Consider the following 18176-nt stretch of genomic DNA (forward strand, 5'->3'; position numbering starts at 1 on the left):
GGTCTTCGGGCACCCGGCGCTCCCGGCGCTGCTCATCGGTCGACGACGCCTCGTCGATCGACGCATTCAGCATCCGGCGCGCTTCCTCGCGCGCGGCGATCCAGCGATCCAGCTCGAGGGACGGCTCCCCCTCCTGCAACAGCGCGGCAACGTCCACCGATTCCGGATCCGGGAACAACGCGGCGAGGTCCCGCCGATGCGCAGCGCGGGCAGTGTTGCGCAGATGGATCAGGTCTGCACCCAACGCCGGCGGGAGATCCGGCGCGTCCGGTCGTCGAGCGGGCCGGGACGCGTCGTCGTCCGGGTGGTCGAAGCGCGCGCCCAGGTTGCGTCCCGGATGGTCCACGCCCGGGTGGTCCGGCGGCTCCTCGCCCGGCTGCAGTTCGTGCAGCGGCTGGCCGTTCTCGTCGAAGACGATGCCGTACAGCGGGCCCTCGGGCTTGTCCCAGTCGTCGAACCGCACGTCGCGCACCTGGCCGGCGGTGTATTCGTGCACGCGCACTTCACCGTCGTCGCCCCGGTACACCACGAACATGTGCGCGCCGACGTCGCCGAAGTCGACCGCCCCGAACACCACGCCGCCGCTTTCGGCGATCACGTACATCTCGTCGAGCGATTCGAATCCGCCCGGCATCCAGTTCGCGCCCGTTGCCTGCGCGATCGCCTTCGGGCTCATCCCGTCGAGCTGGAGTTTGCGGTCCTGCAAGGACGGGGCGCGTACCGGCAGGCCCAGGACCTTCTCGCCGAACCACATCGACACGCCCGCACACAACTGGGGCGTGTCGCCGAGCAGGTGCAGCACCTGGGGCGCGGTCGGGCGCTGCGGCGGGGTCGAGCCGTCGGCGAGCGGGAGTCCGGCGGGCAGTTCGGTACGGACGGGCGGGCGGGGGCGCACGCCGTCGGTCGGACCGGTGCCGGGGCGCGGGCCGCCGGACGGCTCGGCCTGCCGATGTCGTTCGATATCGGTCCCGGCCCGGGTCAGGGTGTCGGTCAGCGACGCGTCGAGTCCGGCTATCCGCGCGGACAGTTCACCGCGGCGAGCGGCGATGGTGGCGTGGTCGCCCGGGTGCCGCGCGGGCAGGGCGGCGAGTTCGTCCTCGGCCCGGCGCAGATCCCCGGCCGTGGTGTCGAGTTGTTCGGCGAACCGATCCAGGGCGGCTACCCGTCGCGACCAGTTCGCGCGGGCATCGGCGGCGTCGGCGAGCTCGAGGAGTATGCCCGAAATCCGCAGTTTTTCCGGATCCCGCTGGGCGGTACGCAGGGATTCCCCGTGTGCACGCAGTTCGGTGCGCCACAGCGCATCTTTCCAGTCCCGCGTCCGGCCGAGGATCGCGGCGAGTTCACTCGACGGATCGGCCGCCGCGATCCGGGACCAGTCCGCGAATCGGACTGCCGCGCTCGCGTTCTCGGCCCTCGCCTCGCGCAGTGCCGCGGACAGCGCCTCGATTCGTTCGATCCGCTCGCCCGCGGCCAGGAACTGTTCGAGCTCGCGAACGGCCCGATCGTGGTCGCGCAGCGCCTGCAGCTGTCGCAGCTCCTGAGCGCTCGGCCGGGCCTCCTCGTCCGGGCCGGTGCGGCGACCGGCCGCGGCCTCGCGCACCTGCCGCAACAGTTCCCGGTATCCGCCGCGCAGCTGAGCTTCGGTCGGCATGCCCAGGCCCAGGTCCCGAAGCAGCGCCTCGACCGGCGCGGCCACCCGCGCCCGTTCGCCCCGCAGTGCCGCCAGCTGCTCGGGACCCACCGCGGCGAAGTCCCGGTCCCCGGTCTCGGCGATCCGGATCTGCCGATACCACAGGCGGTTTCCGGCGGCGGCGCGGCGCGCGCGCACAAGCTCGGGTCCCACATCGCCGCGCCGCGTGATCGCAGTTCGCGCCGGGTCGCGCACCGCCTCGGCCAGCCCGCTGTCGAGCAGTTCGTCGAGGGTCCGGGCGGTGACGGCGTGCCCGTCGAGTTCTCGATCCCATTCCAGCTGGTCGCGTAGCGCCAGGAATTCCGTGGCCCGCCGGGCACGTTCGACGAGCAGCTCTTCCGCGCCGTCGCGTGGTTCCCGCTGGGTGAGTTCGGCGGGCAGCTGGGTGAACTCCACCAGCTGCGCGCGGGGCAACCGCGCCGGCCGGGTGTCGGTGTCCAGCAGGCCGTAGAGCAACAGGCCGGCGTTTTCGTAGGCGCTGCCCAGCTCCGTCCGCATCCGGTGCTGCGCGTCCCGGCTCAGGTGCTGCGCGGGCCGGCTCAGATGTTCCCGCACCGCCGCTGTCTCGCGATCCAGGTTCTCCCGGTCGGCGGCGAGTTCTTCCAGCCGGTCCGCCTGGGCGACCAGCCGGCGGTACTCCGCGGTGTCCCCGCCCGACTGCACCTGACGGACCGCCGCGTGCAGCCGCTGCCGCAATTCCACGATCCGGCCGGCCCGCGCTTCGATCCGGTCGATCCGATGCATCACCTGTGTGAGCTCGTGCCGCCACCGGAAGTCGCGTTCCGCCGCGATGAGTTCCGGGGACTTGTGGGTCCGATCCCGCAGATCCGCCAATTCCTGGGCGGCCAGCACCTCGTCGGCCAGCACCGTCGGCGACACTTCGAGCAGTTCCGCCAACCGGGCGCGTGCGGCGACGAGCCTGGTGTCCCATCCGGCCCGCTCCGGGGTATCCGGCAGCAGAATCTGACGAGGGTCGGACCACTCCCCCCGCTCGGTGAGGTCCCCGCGGCGTGCCAGCAGCTCGAGCCGAACCGTGGCGGCCAGGCCCGGAGATCGGGTGTACGCCTCGTCCTGCAGTCGGGTCAGTTGCGGGCCGAGGTCGGCTACCCGGGCCCCCCGCACGGCTTCGCCGGGAGCTCGAGGCATCTGCGCGGCGCCCATATTCGCGACCGCGAACGCCTTGCCCATAACACCTCGGGTCCGGCCGCCCGGACCCAGCTCGACCACGGCGGTGCCGTCGGGTTTGATGACGATGCCGTGCAACCCGGCCACGCCGGACAGGCTCCGCCACCAGGACTCGAAGTCGATCGACGGGCCCTTTCCGTCGCGCACCCGGACCTCGCCCCTCTCCCGGTAGATCGCCACCGCGTGCGCGCCGACCACACCCGCACGCTGGAATCCGTCGAACGCCACCGAGGCGATCATCACCCCGCCCTCGGGCACGGCGCTCTTCATCGCGTCGAAATTCGCGAAGCCCAGCGGATCCCAGTCGGCGCCCACCAGCAACGCACCCATCTCGCCCGACACCCCATTGGGCGAAGCGGCCATCGCGTCCAGCATCTCGATCCGCCGGCGCAGGTCGGCGACCACGGTATCGGTGTCCGGGTCCACGTCCGGGATCCGCAACCGGGCTACCAGGGCTCGCTCCAGCGCGATGCGGGCGGCGACCGGGAAGCAGTCGTTGGCGATGCCTTCGATCCGATGCGCGGGCAGCCATACGCCCAGACCCTGGTCCGCATGCTGGGCGTGGATCAGATCCGCGTAGCCGGCCAGCGCCTCGTGGGCGCGGGCGTCGTACACCAGGTTCGGGTCCGCGGCGCGTGCGGCGACGCCCACGTCGAGGTGACCGACCAGGCGCACCGTGGCCTCCGACTGCCCGGCCGCGACCCGGGCGGTCTGCATCCCGGCCACCGCCTCCGCCAGCGCCGCACCGTCCGGTCCGACCCACACCACCGCGGCGGTAGCCGGACCCGCCGTGGCGACCTCATCGACCGCGGCGGCCGTGGCCCGCTCCAACGTCTGCTCGGCCGCCGGCGAATTCCGGTCCACGGCATGGATGCTGACCGTCTCAGCGGCCGCCAGGTCACCGATCACCAGCAGTGTGCCGGTAGTGCCGAGCATCTGCACGTTCGGATGGCCGGGCACCTGCGCGGCCCATCGTTCGGCGGCGGCGAGAAGGTCGACCCGGGAGTTCACGACCCGCAGTTGCCGGCGTTGTTCAGGGGTGGGTTCGGCCGCCCTCGACAGCTCTTCCCGGCGGCGGCGCAACATCAATCGCGTCGCCTCGTCGCGCGCCGCGGGCGGGAATCCTTCGGTGGTCGCGACCGTTTCGGGCAGCGCCTGGATCAACGCCCGCTGCGTCTTCGGGTCGGTCCAATTCCACGCGATCGCCATCTCATGGGCCGTGCGCGCCCACGACCGGATACTGTCCCACCGTTCCATGGCTCGGTCGTATTGCAGCTGGCTGTATCCGGGGTCCTCCTGCAGCGCCGGACGCGGCTGGGATCGTTCTGAACTCAGACCGCCCTGGTGTGCGTCGATTCGCTGTTGCAGCGTGCGAACCCGTTCCGCCGCGACGTGATATCGCTGTGCCGCGACCAGCACCCGTTCCAGCTGATTGTTGCGCGCCACCGCGGCGGCGGGCAGCGACCGGTTCTGCTCCGCCAGGCTTTCCGCGCGCTCGTCCTCGGCTGTCAGGAATTCGCGCAGCCGACCGCGGGCCTGCGCACTGTCCTCGCCGATCAGTTCCATGACCGTGAGCCGCAGGTCGGCGACGGTCTCGGCGGGCAGCTGTCCGACCGCTTCGCGCAACACCGCGAACGCATTGTCGCGGCTATCGGCCACCATCCGGTACCCGGTCGCCAGGCCGAGCGGGATCGCCCTGGCGGCTCCCTCCGGCTCCGCTTTCATCCGCAGGCTCGGATCGCGACCGCTCGCGGCGGGCTCCGGCATGGCGACGGAGAGTCGCCGTTCGACACGGCGAACTCGCTGTAGCGCTTCTTCCTGCCGACGGACCACGGACGTGAGGTCCCGCTCGTTCCGGAGCGGATCACTGTCGCCGATCGGATGCGGCATGATCGTGAGGCTCATGAGCTTGTTGTAGATCTGCACCCTGTCGACGTCCCGTGCCGAACGCAGCAGGATCTCGGCCTCGGCTGCCCGGCCCGACAACGCCTCCCGCTGCTCGCGCAGCGTGACCGCCCAATCGCCCAGGGCCGACACGTAATCCGCCACAGCATCGTGGCGACCCGGCCGGTCCGCCGACCCGTCCAGCCAGGTCTGGAACCGGGCCACCCGCGCCCCCAACTCCTGGAAGTGCCGGGCGGTGATCTCCAGCAGGGACATGTACCGGTCCTGCAGCTGCAGCGTGGCCGCGCCTTGGATGGCCAGCAAATTGCCATCGATCCGTTCGGGCGAGGTCAGATGATCCAGATTCGCCGCAGGCGGCAGTCGGCGAGCCAGACCGCGCAGCTCGGTCCACCACCGCTCGTACTCCTGTGCCAGCGCGGCATACTCGCGACGCGGCCCGGCGGGCAGGCCCGACGGGGGCGCGGGGAGCGTGCGGGGCGGCGGCTCGCTCGGCGCGCACGACACCATCGTCAGGGTGATGTTGTCATTCCCCTTGCGCAGCGCGGTTTCCAGCAAGCGCCTGCCCTGCCCGGGGAGGCCCTTCTCCCTGTGTACAACTTTCGCCAGCTCGTCGGCATCGGGTTGGGTGATCCACAGCCCGTCGGTGTCGATCAACACGATGTCGGTGGCGGTGACCGTGCCGGAACGCACGTTGTCAACCGGCAGGACCTCACCCCGGCCGAGCATGTGCTGCACCGCCCGGCCCCGCCGGGTACGCAGCGCCTCGCGTTCGGACATCCCCCGGCTCCGCATGATATGCGCGAGTTCCGTGTGGTCGGTCGTCACTGTCTCGGAGCGGCGGCGGCCCTCCCGGAGTACCTGAACCCGGGTGTTGCCGACCCAGCCGGTCGTGTGCTCCCCGGGTTGCCCGTCGAGGCCCGGTTGCACCATCACGCCCGCGAATGCGGTCTTGGGCGTGGATTCGTCGTCGGCCAGCTGCGCGACCGCGGACTGTGCCGCGGCGATCGCCCCGCGCATCGCCTCTTCGGCTTCGGCGGTGGACAGCCGCCGCCCCTGGCTCGCGGCCGCCTTCAGGTGCTCCATCGCCTTTTCCGCCGCGACCTTGGCCGCGTGGTGGCCGCCGCCGCTCTCCGATTCGCCATCGGTCACCACGGAGATCCGGATCGGTCCTTCGGGGGTGTGGATCACCGCCGAGATCATCCAATCCTCGTTGCGCTGCCGCCCCGCATGGGTTCCGCGGTCGCTGATCCCGAAGATCGAACCGAGATCGGTTTCGAAAGAATCGACGGCCTCGTTGTCGAGGTCCGCCGGCGGCGGCTGCGCCGGCAGGCTGTCCAGGGAGAAGCGCTCCGCCCACGGCCCGCCGAGAACCGCGACGGGCCGCAGTGCGGGATCGGCCGCCAGCCGCCGCGCAGCCACCTCGACCTGGTCACCGGCCCGGATCAAACGCTCCCACGCCGGACCGGGATCGTATACCCGCGCATGCTGTTGCGGCGCGGACTGTCCCTTGAACGCGTCCGTGGCCTGCTGCATGACAATGCGCGCGTCCGTCCACTCCGCCACCGCGGCGGCATAGCGCGTCAGCGCCTGCCGCTGTTCCGGCGAAAGCGGTCTGCGCTGGGTAGCGCCCAGAAGGTCGGCGAACTCGCCGACCTTCCGCAGCGATTCCTCGAAGCTGTGGACCTTCGTGGAGAAGGAAAAGAGGAGGGGTCGCTCCGACGGGCCCGGATCCTCGCTGTCCGCCGGGTGTCCGGTTGCCGCATCCATCCGGCGTGCCCGCCGCACCGGTGTCGCCGCTCGCACCATCTCGAGGCGTGCCCGGTGATGGTCGAGCAGGGTCTGCAATCCCTTTTCGAGCTGATCTCGCCCGACCGGCGGCGGGTCGCCGGGCTCGGTCGGCGTCCCCAGCACCGCTATGCCGGTGATGTTGTCGGTTTCGTCGTCGGTCAGCTCCGTGTCGATCAGCTCTTCCAGCGCGGCGGCCGGGTCGCCGTTGTGCCTGGCGAAGGCCTGCGCGAACGCCGATGCCTGGCGGTTCTGCCCGCCGATCCCGTCGGTGTGCACGAGCAGGATCTCGGTATCGGAGATATCGCCGTCGCTGAGGTACCTGTCGTGCCTTTGCGCACCCTGCACAGGAGGGCCGCCGGGCGCGCCGTAGCCCTGCCCGTTCTGCATGCCGAACCCGAGCACGTTCATCAACGGGCCACTGCTCGGCGTCGCTTCGACGACGTGGGATACCTGGTCTTTGAGCTGCGCCGCGTCGGCGCCGGGATCGGCCGCCTTCGCCGCGTCGATCGCATCGTAGAGCAGGCCCATCCCTACGGCCGTGTGGTCGAAGGTCACCGTGCGTGACTTGGCGGGGTCGGCCGGGTCGAGCAGATCGACCCGGCTGTCCCCGACCCAGCCCGCCGTGTACCGTCCCGGTTTCCCGTCCTGCCCGGGGTCCACCAGCACCACGGCGATCGTGGCCTGCGGCGGCCGCACGATACTGCTCTGCGCGGCGCCTGCGGCGATATCCGCGAGGGCTTTGTCGCGAACTTCGCTGTACTCCTGGTCGATCAGCCTCTCGACGGCCTGCTGTGCCGCATCGATAGCGTCGGCCACCATCTTCCGGCGCTGCTGATCGGTGACCGGAGTGCTGGGATCGTGTGCCTCCAGCGCCTCGCGCAGGCTCTGGCGAGCCGCCGCGACCGCCGCGGACGCGGCCCGGCCACCGTCCAACGACACCGACACTCCATCGGAAACGATCGCGAACCGGAACGGCCGGCCGCCGATCCAGATCACGTCGGCCGCCATCGCATCCTGATTGGCGTGCTTGTCCGGGCCCCGATCGCTGATCCCGACCACGGATCCCAGGTCCATGGACTCCCTGGCGAGTTGCGTCCAGGTCGCCTCCAGCGGGTCGATCGCGGAACTCACCTGTCCGAGAAGTTCACGCACAGCGGTCGCGTCGGTCGCGCCGAGTTCCGTGTCACGCACGATCTCGACCCCGGCGGACCAGTTCGGCAGCACAGCGGCGAACCGCCCGGCCGCGGCGAGCCAGTCCGGTGCGTGCTCGCGCTCCCGCACCTCGGCGGACAGAGCCGCGACCTGGTCCGTCATCTCGGCCAGCTCGTGGTAGTGGTGGGTGTGCGCGGCCAACTCCCGCCATCCGGGCGGCAGTTCGGCCGGTCGATCCGCAGCCAGGGCGGCCCGCGGATCGGCAGGCGGCCGAGGCAGGTCCTCGCGCAGCCGGTCGAGTTCGGCGACGGCGACGTTCGGACGTTTGCGCTCACGCAGGTTCCGCTGCGATTCGGTGTTCAGGTCCAGAGCGGCTATCGCGGTGTTCATGGCGGCGCGCGCGGCCTCACGGCGCGCGGTCAAGTCATCGCGCGCCGCCGCCAATAGACGTTCGGTCTCCACCCTGTTCGGCGGCGGCTCCACCCGTGGCACACCCAGCCGACCCGCCGCACCGAAATCGGCGACACCCGGCAGCGCGCCGATATTCGCGACGGGGAACGCGATACCCGCCGTCCCCTGTGTCCGGCCGCCTTCGCCGAGCGGTACCGCCGCGGTCCCGTCGGCGTTGATGACGATGCCGTGCAATCCGGCCACACCGGACAGACCCCGACGCCACGACTCGAACGACACCGGCCGCCGGTCCCCGTCGCGCACCATGAGTTCGCCGTTGTCCCAGTAGACCGCCACCGCGTGCGCACCGACCACACCCGCACGCTGGAAACCCTCGAACGCCACCGTCGCGATCATCACCCCGCCCACGGGCACCGCCGCGGCCATCGCGTCGAAATCCGCGAACCCGTCCGGATGCCAGTCCGCGCCGATCAGATGCGCGGCGAAATCGCCGGTGACCCCGTTCTCGGGCACGCCGAACATCTCCACCATCGCCAACCGCTGTTTCAGGTCGGCGATCATCTCCCGATTGGCCTCCGGGTTCTGCTCCAAGGTGGCCAGTACCTGCGCCAACCCGGCCCGGGTGGCCTGCGGGAAACAGTTGTTGGCAATGCCTTCCAGCCGATGCGAAGGCTCCCAGCGCGCGACGCCGGGGTCCGGCGCGTCGATATCGATCCGGTCGCGATGCGGCGCCAGCGCCGCATCGTCCCAGGCGTGCAACACCAGGTCCGGATCGGCCTGCGTGACTCCGTCCACCTGCTGCGCCGGCGGGGCGGTGTCGTCGTGCCCGACCAGCACGACATCCGGCGCCGGAAGTCCCTTGCCCTCCCGGTTCTTCAGCATCCCGGCCACGTCCCCGGCCAGCGCCGCACCATCCGGCCCGATCCAGACGACCGCCGCCGCGGGCCGTCCGGCCGCCGCGACGCCGTCGATCGCGGCGGCGGTCGCCTGCATCACCGTCGACACTCCACCCCGACTGTGGTGGTCCACGGCGTGGAAGCGGACTTCTTCCGCGGCGTCCAGGTCGCCGATCACCATCATCGACCCGGACGGACCGATCAGATGGACCGCCGGGTGCCCGGGCGCCTGCGCCGCCCACCGCTCGGCCGCGGCCACCAGATCCACCTGGAGGTCCACCATCGCCACCCGCTGCGGATCCGGATCGAACTGCTGTCGTAGCAGTTCCCGGTCGCGGTGCAATGTCGACCGCATCGCCTCGTCGCGGACCGCGTGCGGGATGCCCTCCATCCGGGCGATCACATCGGGCAGCGTCTCGATCATCGCCCGGCGCGTCCTGAGATCGGTCACGCCCCACAGGACTTCGACATCGGCGGGCGACTGCGCCGACAGCTGGATCGTCCGCAATCGCCGGATCGCCCGCGCGCGCTGCGCGTCCCGCTGGGTCTCGCTGAGCTCGGGCGCCGGGGACAGCGTCGGCCGCGGCCGGGCCTGCACCGAGTCCGCCCCGTCGCCGTGGGTCCGGATCCGTCGCTCCAGGCCTTGTATGCGGCTGTCGGCCCGGTGGTAACGCTGCGTGGTGTGGATCAACCAGTTGATCCGGCGGGTCGTTTCCTCGCTCCGTGCCAGATCGTCGGCGAAATGGCGCCGCGCCTCCGGGTCGTCGGCGGCTTCGATGATCAGCTGCCGCAGCACGTCTTGTTCGCTGGAAGCCTCGGCGGCGAGCTGGCGCAGCGCCTCGATCGCGCTGTAGTGATCCGCGCCGACCAGGTCCTCGACGGTGACCGGCAGTGCATCGATCCACCCGCCCAGCTGACGCCGCGCCGCGCCGCGCTCGGTGACGAGCATCCGGTACCCGCGCCGCAACCCGGGCGGGATCTCCAGGCTGCCGTCCGTCGATCGGGTTTCGTCGAGTTGCCGCAGGCTCAGCCGGAGGTCGTCCGATGCTTGTGTGTAGCGGCGCGCCGCCGCCGCCACCGCCGGATCGCCCGGCATCCGATCGCCGTCGCCGACCGGGCGGGGCAGCTCCAGCAGCAGCCCCAGCTCTTCGTAACGGCCCTGGCTCCACGCTTCGTCGACACCGGCCAGCGTCGCCGCGCGCAGCTCACCGAGCGCACCGGACCACGTCGCCAGCGCGGCAAGGTAATCCGCATCGTCCTCGGTCCACTGCACCGGCGGGCGGCTGCCGTTCGTTTCGAGCCATTGCTGGAGCTCACGCACCTGGCCGTAGAGCGCGTGGAAATGGCGGACCGCGACACCCAACCGGAACCGCACATCCGCGGCGACCTCGGCGTCGCGCAGTCGGCGCATCTCGGCGCCGAAACGGTCCGGCGACGCCAGGCGTTCCGGGTTCGCCCCCGCCTGTGCGGCCAGCTGCCACAGCTGCGCACGGGCGCCCGCGTATTCGTCGGCCACGACGCGGTAGTGCCGCCGGAGCCCGATCGGAATTCCCTCCGGCGGCGGCGGCACCCGACGCGGCGTCGAGTCGGCGGCGGCGGCGGACACCAGCGTCAGCGTGACATTGCCGGCGCCGCCGTTGAGCAGGGCCCGGTTCAGCAGCCGGGTGCCCATATCCCGCAGATCGGTATTGCGGCCGCCGTCGAGGACGATATCCATCTCGTCCGCGTCCGGGTTGGTGCCCCAGAGACCGTCCGTGCTGATCAGCACGAAATCGGTATCCGAGAGCGTGCCCGAGGCGGTGTACTGCGCGTGCATGGTGTCGTGGGGCGGCGGCGGGCCGTCGTCCCGGCCGAGCGTGTACGCGATGGTATGGGCATCGGGGTCGCGTAGTACCTCGCGCTGGGACATCCCCTCGGCGTCCACGTAGTACGGCAACGCCGAATGGTCCCGGGAAACCGCCTCGGACTCGCCCTCGGATCGCAGCACCTGGACCCGGGTGTCGCCGACCCAGCCCGCCGTGTACTGCCCCGGCTGCCCGTCACGCCCGGGTTTCACCACGACTGCCGCGATCGTGGTCCGCTCGTCGCTGTCGGTCTCCGCCGCCACGGCGGCTTGCGCGGCGTCGATCGCCTCGCGCATCGCCTGGTCGGCCTGCTCGGTGGTGAAGACCCCCCGCTGCGTGAACGCGAAATGGGCCAGATGGGCGCGGGCAGCGCGGGCGGCGACCTTCGCGGCGCGATGGCTGCCGACGGTCGATCCGACGCCGTCGCACACCACCGAGATCCGGATCGGCCCGTCCGGGGTGTGCACCACCACCGAATCCATCCAGTCCTGGTTGTTCGGTTTATTCGCGTTCGCGCCCTGGTCACTGATGCCGAATATCGACCCGAGTTCGGTGTCGAAATGCGCCACCGGCTCGGTGGAGTCGTCGACGACCGCGGTCCCCTCGGAGAGGTCCACCGGCCCCCACCCCTCGTCCAGCTCGGCGAGTGGACGCAGCTCGGCATCGGTGGCCAATCGCTGGGCGGCGGCGTGCACCCGCTGGGTGGCCTCGTCGATGCGCCCCGTGGTCACCTCGTCCACCTCGGTGTCCGGGTCCAGCGCCGATATCTCGTCGTTCACGGTGTGCCACTGGGCCACCGCATCGCCGAAGTTCAGCAGCCGCTGCCGCTGCCGCGGCGAGAGCCCGCGCGGCCTGTCCGTACCGAGCAGATCGACCAAGGCGCCGACCTGACGCTCCGCTTCCCGATAGCGAGCGACCGCTGCCCGGGCCGCCGGCCGCAGCCGCCGCTCCTCCCGACCCGGCCCCTCGTCTTCGGGGCGCTCCGCCAGCCCATCCAGGTAGTTCGTCTCATCCAGGTCGCGTGCCGCCCGCAACTGGCCGAGCACGTCCGTCATTGTCCGGCGCGCAGCGTGATACGCGACCAGATCGGCCAGGCCCGCCCGCAACTGCGCCGCATCGGGGCGCTGGTCGGGTTGCGGTTCCGGCTCGGCGTCGGGGTCGGCGTCCGGTTCGCTGTCCGGTTCGGGGTCGGCGGGCGGCTCGGGTTCGGTCGTGGTGCACTGCACCGCGACACCGGTGATGCTGCCCGTCGCCCCGGCGGCGCGGGCGTCGTCGGCGAGGTCGGTCAGCGCGAAGGACAGGTTGCCGAGGTTATCGGCGAAAGCCTGTGCGAGGGTAGGCGCTTGACGGTCGGCATCCCCCAGACCGGCGGTCCGCGCCAGCACGATCTGCGTATCGGAGACCTGGCCGGTGGTGATATACCGACCCTCTTCCGCAGGTGGGCCCCCGAGTGTGCCCTCACCCTGTTCGTTCCGCCCGCCGAAACCGAGCACGTTGTCCAGCTTGCGGCCGGCCCGGCCGAGGTCGGCCTCGGCGTCCGCTTCGCTGCCCGCGAGCACCTGCCCGGCCTCGCCGGCGGCCTCGGCGGCGGCGGCCATGAAATCACCGATGGGGGAATGGTCGAAGGTGACCGTCCGGGAGGCGTCCGGGTCGGCCGGGTCGAGCACATCGACCCGGGCCTCACCGACCCAGCCCGCGGTGTAGTTACCCGGTTCACCATCGGCGCCGGGGTCGACGAGCACCACCGAGAGGGAAGTCTGCGGCGGGGGCATGACCAGTTGAGCGCCGAGGTCGATCGCCCGCTGCGCCCGGAGAAGATCGTCGGCGTACTCCCGCTCGGTCAGTTCCAGCACGGCCGCCTGCGCCGCGTCGATGGCCTCGCGCACCATCCGGGCCCGGTCCGCTTCGGTGAGCGGGGTGCCGGATGGGTGCTGCCGCAGGGCCGCGCGCAGACTGTCCCGCGCCGCCGCCGTCGCGACTTCGGCCGCGCGGTGGCCGTCGATGGAATTCGGCACCCCGCCGGCAGCGATGGCCATCCGGAGCGGGCGTCCGTCCACGACGAAGACCTCCGCGGCCATCGCGTCCAGGTTGGCGTCCTGCTCGGGCCCCCGATCGGTTACTCCCGCAATGGACCTCAGGTCCAGGGTCTCGCGTCCCAGCCGAGTCCAACTCTCCTGCAAGGCGTCCGACCGGTCGAACAGATCGGAGAGCACCCGCGCCAACTCCGACTCCGACACCCGGGTCGCTGTCGCGTCCCGCGCCTCACCCAGCGCCGCGACATAGGAGGTGGCCAAGGTGGCATGCCACACCGCATCGGTCAACCACACTTGCGAGTGCTGATCGCCGCCGCGAACCCGGGCGAGCAGAACAGTGACCTGGTCGAGCACACCGACCAGGTCGTGATAGAAGTGCGCGCTCGCCGACAGCGTCTGCCATTCCGGCGACGAGTCCTGCAACCCGTCGAGTTCGGTGTCGAACTCCGGCGTCGACAACGCCGCGCGCGTGTCCTCGTCGACGCCCAACGCCGTGGCCGCCGCGTCCATCTCCTGACGTGCGGTGTCCAGCTGAGTGGTCAGCTGGGTCACCGTCTCGGTCAAACGCTGCTCGGCCCGGGCCCGGGTCTGCGCGGTCTCGCGGTCCCGCGTGGACTGGTTGAGCGGGTCGGGTTGCCGGGAAAGCTGCTCCTCCGAGGCCCGGACCTGGTCCGCCAGCTCATGGTTGCGGCGGACCACAGCCTCCAGCCGGTCCAACTGCGCCGTGAACTCGGCCGCCTCACGCAGTCGCGCCAGGCGGTCCCGGCGCGGCTGGGTGGATTCCGCCTCGTTCAGCCGCGTCTCGCCCACCTCACGCAGCCGCGTCAATTCCGCCTCGAAGTCCGCGGACAGCAGCCGGGACAGGTCGGCCTCCGAGATCTTCCCGGCGAAGAGCTCCACATCGCTCAGCGAGCCGGTCCAGCGCGACAGCAGGGCGGCGTGCGAGTACACCTGCATCAACCGAAGCTGCTGCCCCGGAACCGGTCGCGCGTTCAGTTCGGCGAACGTCCCCAACGCCCGGTCGATTTCATGGTGACGCGGCACCACCTCTCGCAGCCGGTCACGGGCGGCGAGGATCTCCTCCATCTCCGCTACCGGCATATTGCCGTCGATCGGCACCCCGGCCAGCTGGTCCAACGCGGCGGCGTACCGGTCCGGATCGCGCAGCGCGTCGAGATCTTCCGGCGTGATCCGGCCGGTACGCGCCGCATCCGCGAATTCGTCCAACGTCGCGCGCTGCCGCTCACGCAGCTCGGTCAGGCCCTGATCCAGCAGCTGCTGGATGCGTCGCTGCTGTTCCTCCTGGAAGAAGGTCACCGCGGCCTGCAGCTCTTCTTCGGTGCGATCGTCGTTCGCACCCGACCCGGCGGCCAGCGGATTCACCAGCGAACCGTCGTGGCGGAATCCCATCACCCAAGTCTTTTGCAGGTCCTCGGGGACATTGTCCGGATCGAAGGCGCGCGGCGGCCCTTCGCTCGGGTCGTCGACCATGACCACGCCGTTCTCGGCGTACATCGCGAACGCGTGACCGATGCGGACCCCGTCGTCGGTCTGTCGCGTCGAGGCGTAGACCACCACGAGCGTGCCGTCGTCGCCGAGCTCCGCGACCTGCTCGGCGAGCATCGCGTTATCGGGCACCGCGCGCCAGTCACGCCGGGCCTGCCCCCTGCGCGCGGCCGCCAAGTTCCGCAACCGTTCCCGCTCGGACTCGCCCTTCTCGCGCAACTGCCGCGCCTGGTCGGCGGCCGCTTCCCGCTCGGCGCGCAGCCGTTGCCGCGGCACCTCGTCCAAGCGAGTGAGCCGCCGTTGCAGGTTCTGCAACCGATCGATGGACGCTTGCAATCGCGCGTGGCGGGCGTCGGCCTCTTCCTGGAGCTGCTCGGCGCGCTGCCGAGCTTCCTCCCGCAGCTGGTCCTCACGCCGCTGCGCGTCCTCCCGCAACTGCTGTTCGCGTTGATCCAGGGCCCGCGCCGACTCCGGGTCCGGGGTGACCAGCAACCCCGTTTCCGGATCCAGCTGCGGCTGCGCCAGTGCCGCTCGGTCCCTCTCCACATCGACCAGCTGCTGCTGCAGCTGCTGCTGCACTTCCTGCAGGCGCTGTTGCAGCTGCAACGTCTGTTGTTGCTGTTGCAGGCTCGACTGCTGCTGCGAATCCTGCTGCAGCGACTGCAGGTCCTGGACCGCCGAATCCGTATCCTGCCCGTTCTGCAACAGCCGACGCTGTTGCTTGAGCAGCCGTTCACGGGCCTTCTCCACCCGTTTGGACCGCTTCTTGGCGCGCTTGCGCGCCTCGTTCTCCACATGGTTGCCCATGCCGGCCAAACGCTCGCGCTCCATTTGGGCCGCGAGCCGCAGCCGCAGCGCTTCCTGCCCCGGCGTGACACCCCGGTCGCTCCCCGAGCGAACCAGTTTGCCGCCCATATGGTTCTGGAAGTCGGTCGAGGTGACCCCGCCGGCCCCCACATTGCCCATCGGTTGGACCGCACCCGGATGGCGGCCGATGACCACAGCCGTGACCTGTGGCGCGCACTGGTTGGTCAGGTCCGGGGCATCGGGGTCGGCCGCCGGGTCCGGATCACCCTGCGGCTCCGGCTCGGGCTCGGGCTCCGGCGTGGGCTCGGGCTCCGGCGTGGGCTCGGGCTCCGGCGTCGGCTCCGGTTCCGGCGTGGTCGTGGGCTCGGGTTCCGGCGTGGTCGTCGGCTCGGGTTCCGGCGTGGTCGTGGGCTCGGGTTCCGGCGTGGTCGTGGGCTCGGGTTCCGGCGTGGTCGTCGGCTCGGGTTCCGGCGTGGTCGTCGGCTCGGGTTCCGGCGTGGTCGTGGGCTCGGGTTCCGGCGTGGTCGTCGGCTCGGGTTCCGGCGTGGTCGTCGGCTCGGGTTCCGGCGTGGTCGTCGGCTCGGGTTCCGGCGTGGTCGTCGGCTCGGGTTCCGGCGTGGTCGTCGGCTCCGGTTCCGGCGTGGTCGTCGGCTCCGGTTCCGGCGTGGTCGTCGGCTCCGGCTCCGGCGTGGTCGTCGGCTCCGGCTCCGGCGTGGTCGTCGGCTCCGGCTCCGGCGTGGTCGTCGGCTCCGGCTCCGGCGTGGTCGTCGGCTCCGGCTCCGGCGTGGTCGTCGGCTCCGGCTCCGGCGTGGTCGTCGGCTCCGGCTCCGGCGTGGTCGTCGGCTCCGGCTCCGGCGTGGTCGTCGGCTCCGGCTCCGGCGTGGTCGTCGGCTCCGGCTCCGGCGTGGTCGTCGGCTCGGCATCGGAGTCCGAGTTCGTCTCACCCTGAACGCCTGCCAACGGCGGTACACCGTCGGCGGGACCTGTCTGCATCCCGCCGCTCGGTCGCGGTGTGCTTCCCTCCGGAGTGGCTCCGGCACGCGACGGGTCGGGTGTACCCGGTTGCGGTGATGTCGGCTGTCCCGGTGTTGCAGACCTCCGTGAGGAAGCCGGACCGCGTGCTGCGCTGGAGGGCCGCCCCTGCGATCCGGTCGCGCCGGACGATCCGGCACCGGACCGGGCCGCCGCCGGGCTGCTCGAACCCGGGGCAGACCCCGAACCCGGCGCGCTAGCCCCGGAACTCGCGGCAGATCCAGGAGCTGCCGTCGGCCCACCGGCAGTGGGCGAGGAAGTGGATCCCGGGACCGTGCCGCCGTCGGCACCGACGGTGCCGCCCGATCCCGGCTCCGCCGCATCCGAATCCGCGCCTGCGGTCCCCGCCGAGCTCTCGCCGGTCGTCGGAGCGTCGGGTCCGGTACCGGGCGAAGCGCCCGTGGGGCCGGTGCCGGGGCCGGCCGCGTTTCCTTCCCCGCCCTCGGTCCGGGTGCCGCTCGATCCGCCGCCTGTCGCAGGATCCTCATCACCCGAAGCAGTTCGACCGCGAGAAGGATCCGCATCGTCCTGATCGCCGGAGACCGTCGCCTCGCCCCGGTCCGCGTCGCCCCGATCGCCGGCAGCGTCCCCCTCGGCCGTACCCTCCGGGTCCCCCGCCGCAGGCGCACCCTCCGGACCTCCCACCTCGGGCGAACCTTCCGGATCTCCCGCCGCAGGCGCACCTTCCGGGCCATCTACCGTAGGCGCACCTTCCGGGTCCCCCGCCGCAGGCGAACCCTCCGGACCCACTGGGGATGAATTCGGGTCGACCGGCCCCGAACCGGCAGGGGACGAACCGCGCGGAGCCGGCGAAGAACCGTCGTTCGGGTCCGAACCGTCATCCGGCCCCCGGCCCCGGACACTCAGGAAGTCTTCGTCTCTCATCGGCGCACCGGAGTAGTCCCCGCCGCCGTGCCAGCCGTAGTACATGCTGGGCCCGATACCGCCGAGAACACCACCGGTGAGTGAGCGCGGGTCCAGTTCCCAGTTGCCCGTGCTCATTCCGGTCGCCACCCAGGCCGCGATGGCCCCCGCCAGGCCGGCGCCCGCGCCGACGATCGCGCCGCGTCCCAGTCCACCCCATCCGTTCGGCCGCCACGGCAGGCCCTGCACCGCATGGTGCATCAGATTTCCGGCGGCACCGCCGACGGCGCCCGCGACACCGGAAATCCACGCGTTCTGCCAGAGCGCGTCCCAGTCGTAGCCGGTCTTGTAGCCCTGCTCGATCAGGATCGTCTGCACCGCAAATTCCTGGGTGGTGCCCTGGAAGATTTCGACGATGCCTTCCTGGATCATCTCGTAGACGACCTTGGCGGTGATCTCGGCGACGACGGCATTGGAGATCACCCGGCCCAGCAGTCGTTCGATCGCCGAGGTGAGTCGCGAGCCGATGAGCCGGAACATCATCTGGGCGTAGGAGATCGCCGCGATCTCGATACTGGGACCGACCGGCCCCATCGTCACCGCCCAGAGCAACTCCCCGGCCAGCCAGGACAGGCTGATGATCCCGTTCCACTTGGCCGATACGATTTCGCCGCCGAACCCGTGGATGCCGTCGGCGAGTTGGCCGTAGCTCTTGCTCGCGGACTCGGCTTGCGAGCGGAGATCTTTCAGGCCCTTGACGATCGCCTCACCGCCGGAGCCCGCCGGGTAGGCCTGTTCGACCTGGCGGATCGCGTCGTCGATCTTCGGCAGTTCCTGTTCCTTGATCTGCTTCTGCAGATCCTGGAATCCGGTCCGCATGACCTCGGCGAAATCCTCGTTGCCGACCGGAATTTCCGAGCCGGCCACCCAGCCGAGCGCCCACGCCAATTCAGCGGGAGGAAACGGTATGGCCATATCAGCTCACAACCGTTTTCGGGCCGAACCGCACCGGCGCCGCCGAACCCGGGATGACCCGGCTCCACGACTGTTCACCGATCACGGC

Annotated in this window: 1 protein-coding gene (only partly in view); it reads right to left on the reverse strand. The window is 71.1% G+C overall.

Features of this window, described 5'->3' with window-relative positions:
* On the reverse strand, window positions 1–18088 hold the start of the coding sequence (locus tag OG804_RS08290; protein WP_328395556.1) for a M3 family metallopeptidase. The gene continues 104330 nt to the left of window position 1, outside the view; 18088 of the gene's 122418 nt are visible here — the first part of the coding sequence; it begins with the start codon at window positions 18086–18088; its stop codon lies beyond the left edge, outside the window.
* Window positions 18089–18176: the final 88 nt, after the last annotated feature.

It is taken from the genome of Nocardia sp. NBC_00416, from assembly GCF_036032445.1.
Taxonomy (GTDB): domain Bacteria; phylum Actinomycetota; class Actinomycetes; order Mycobacteriales; family Mycobacteriaceae; genus Nocardia.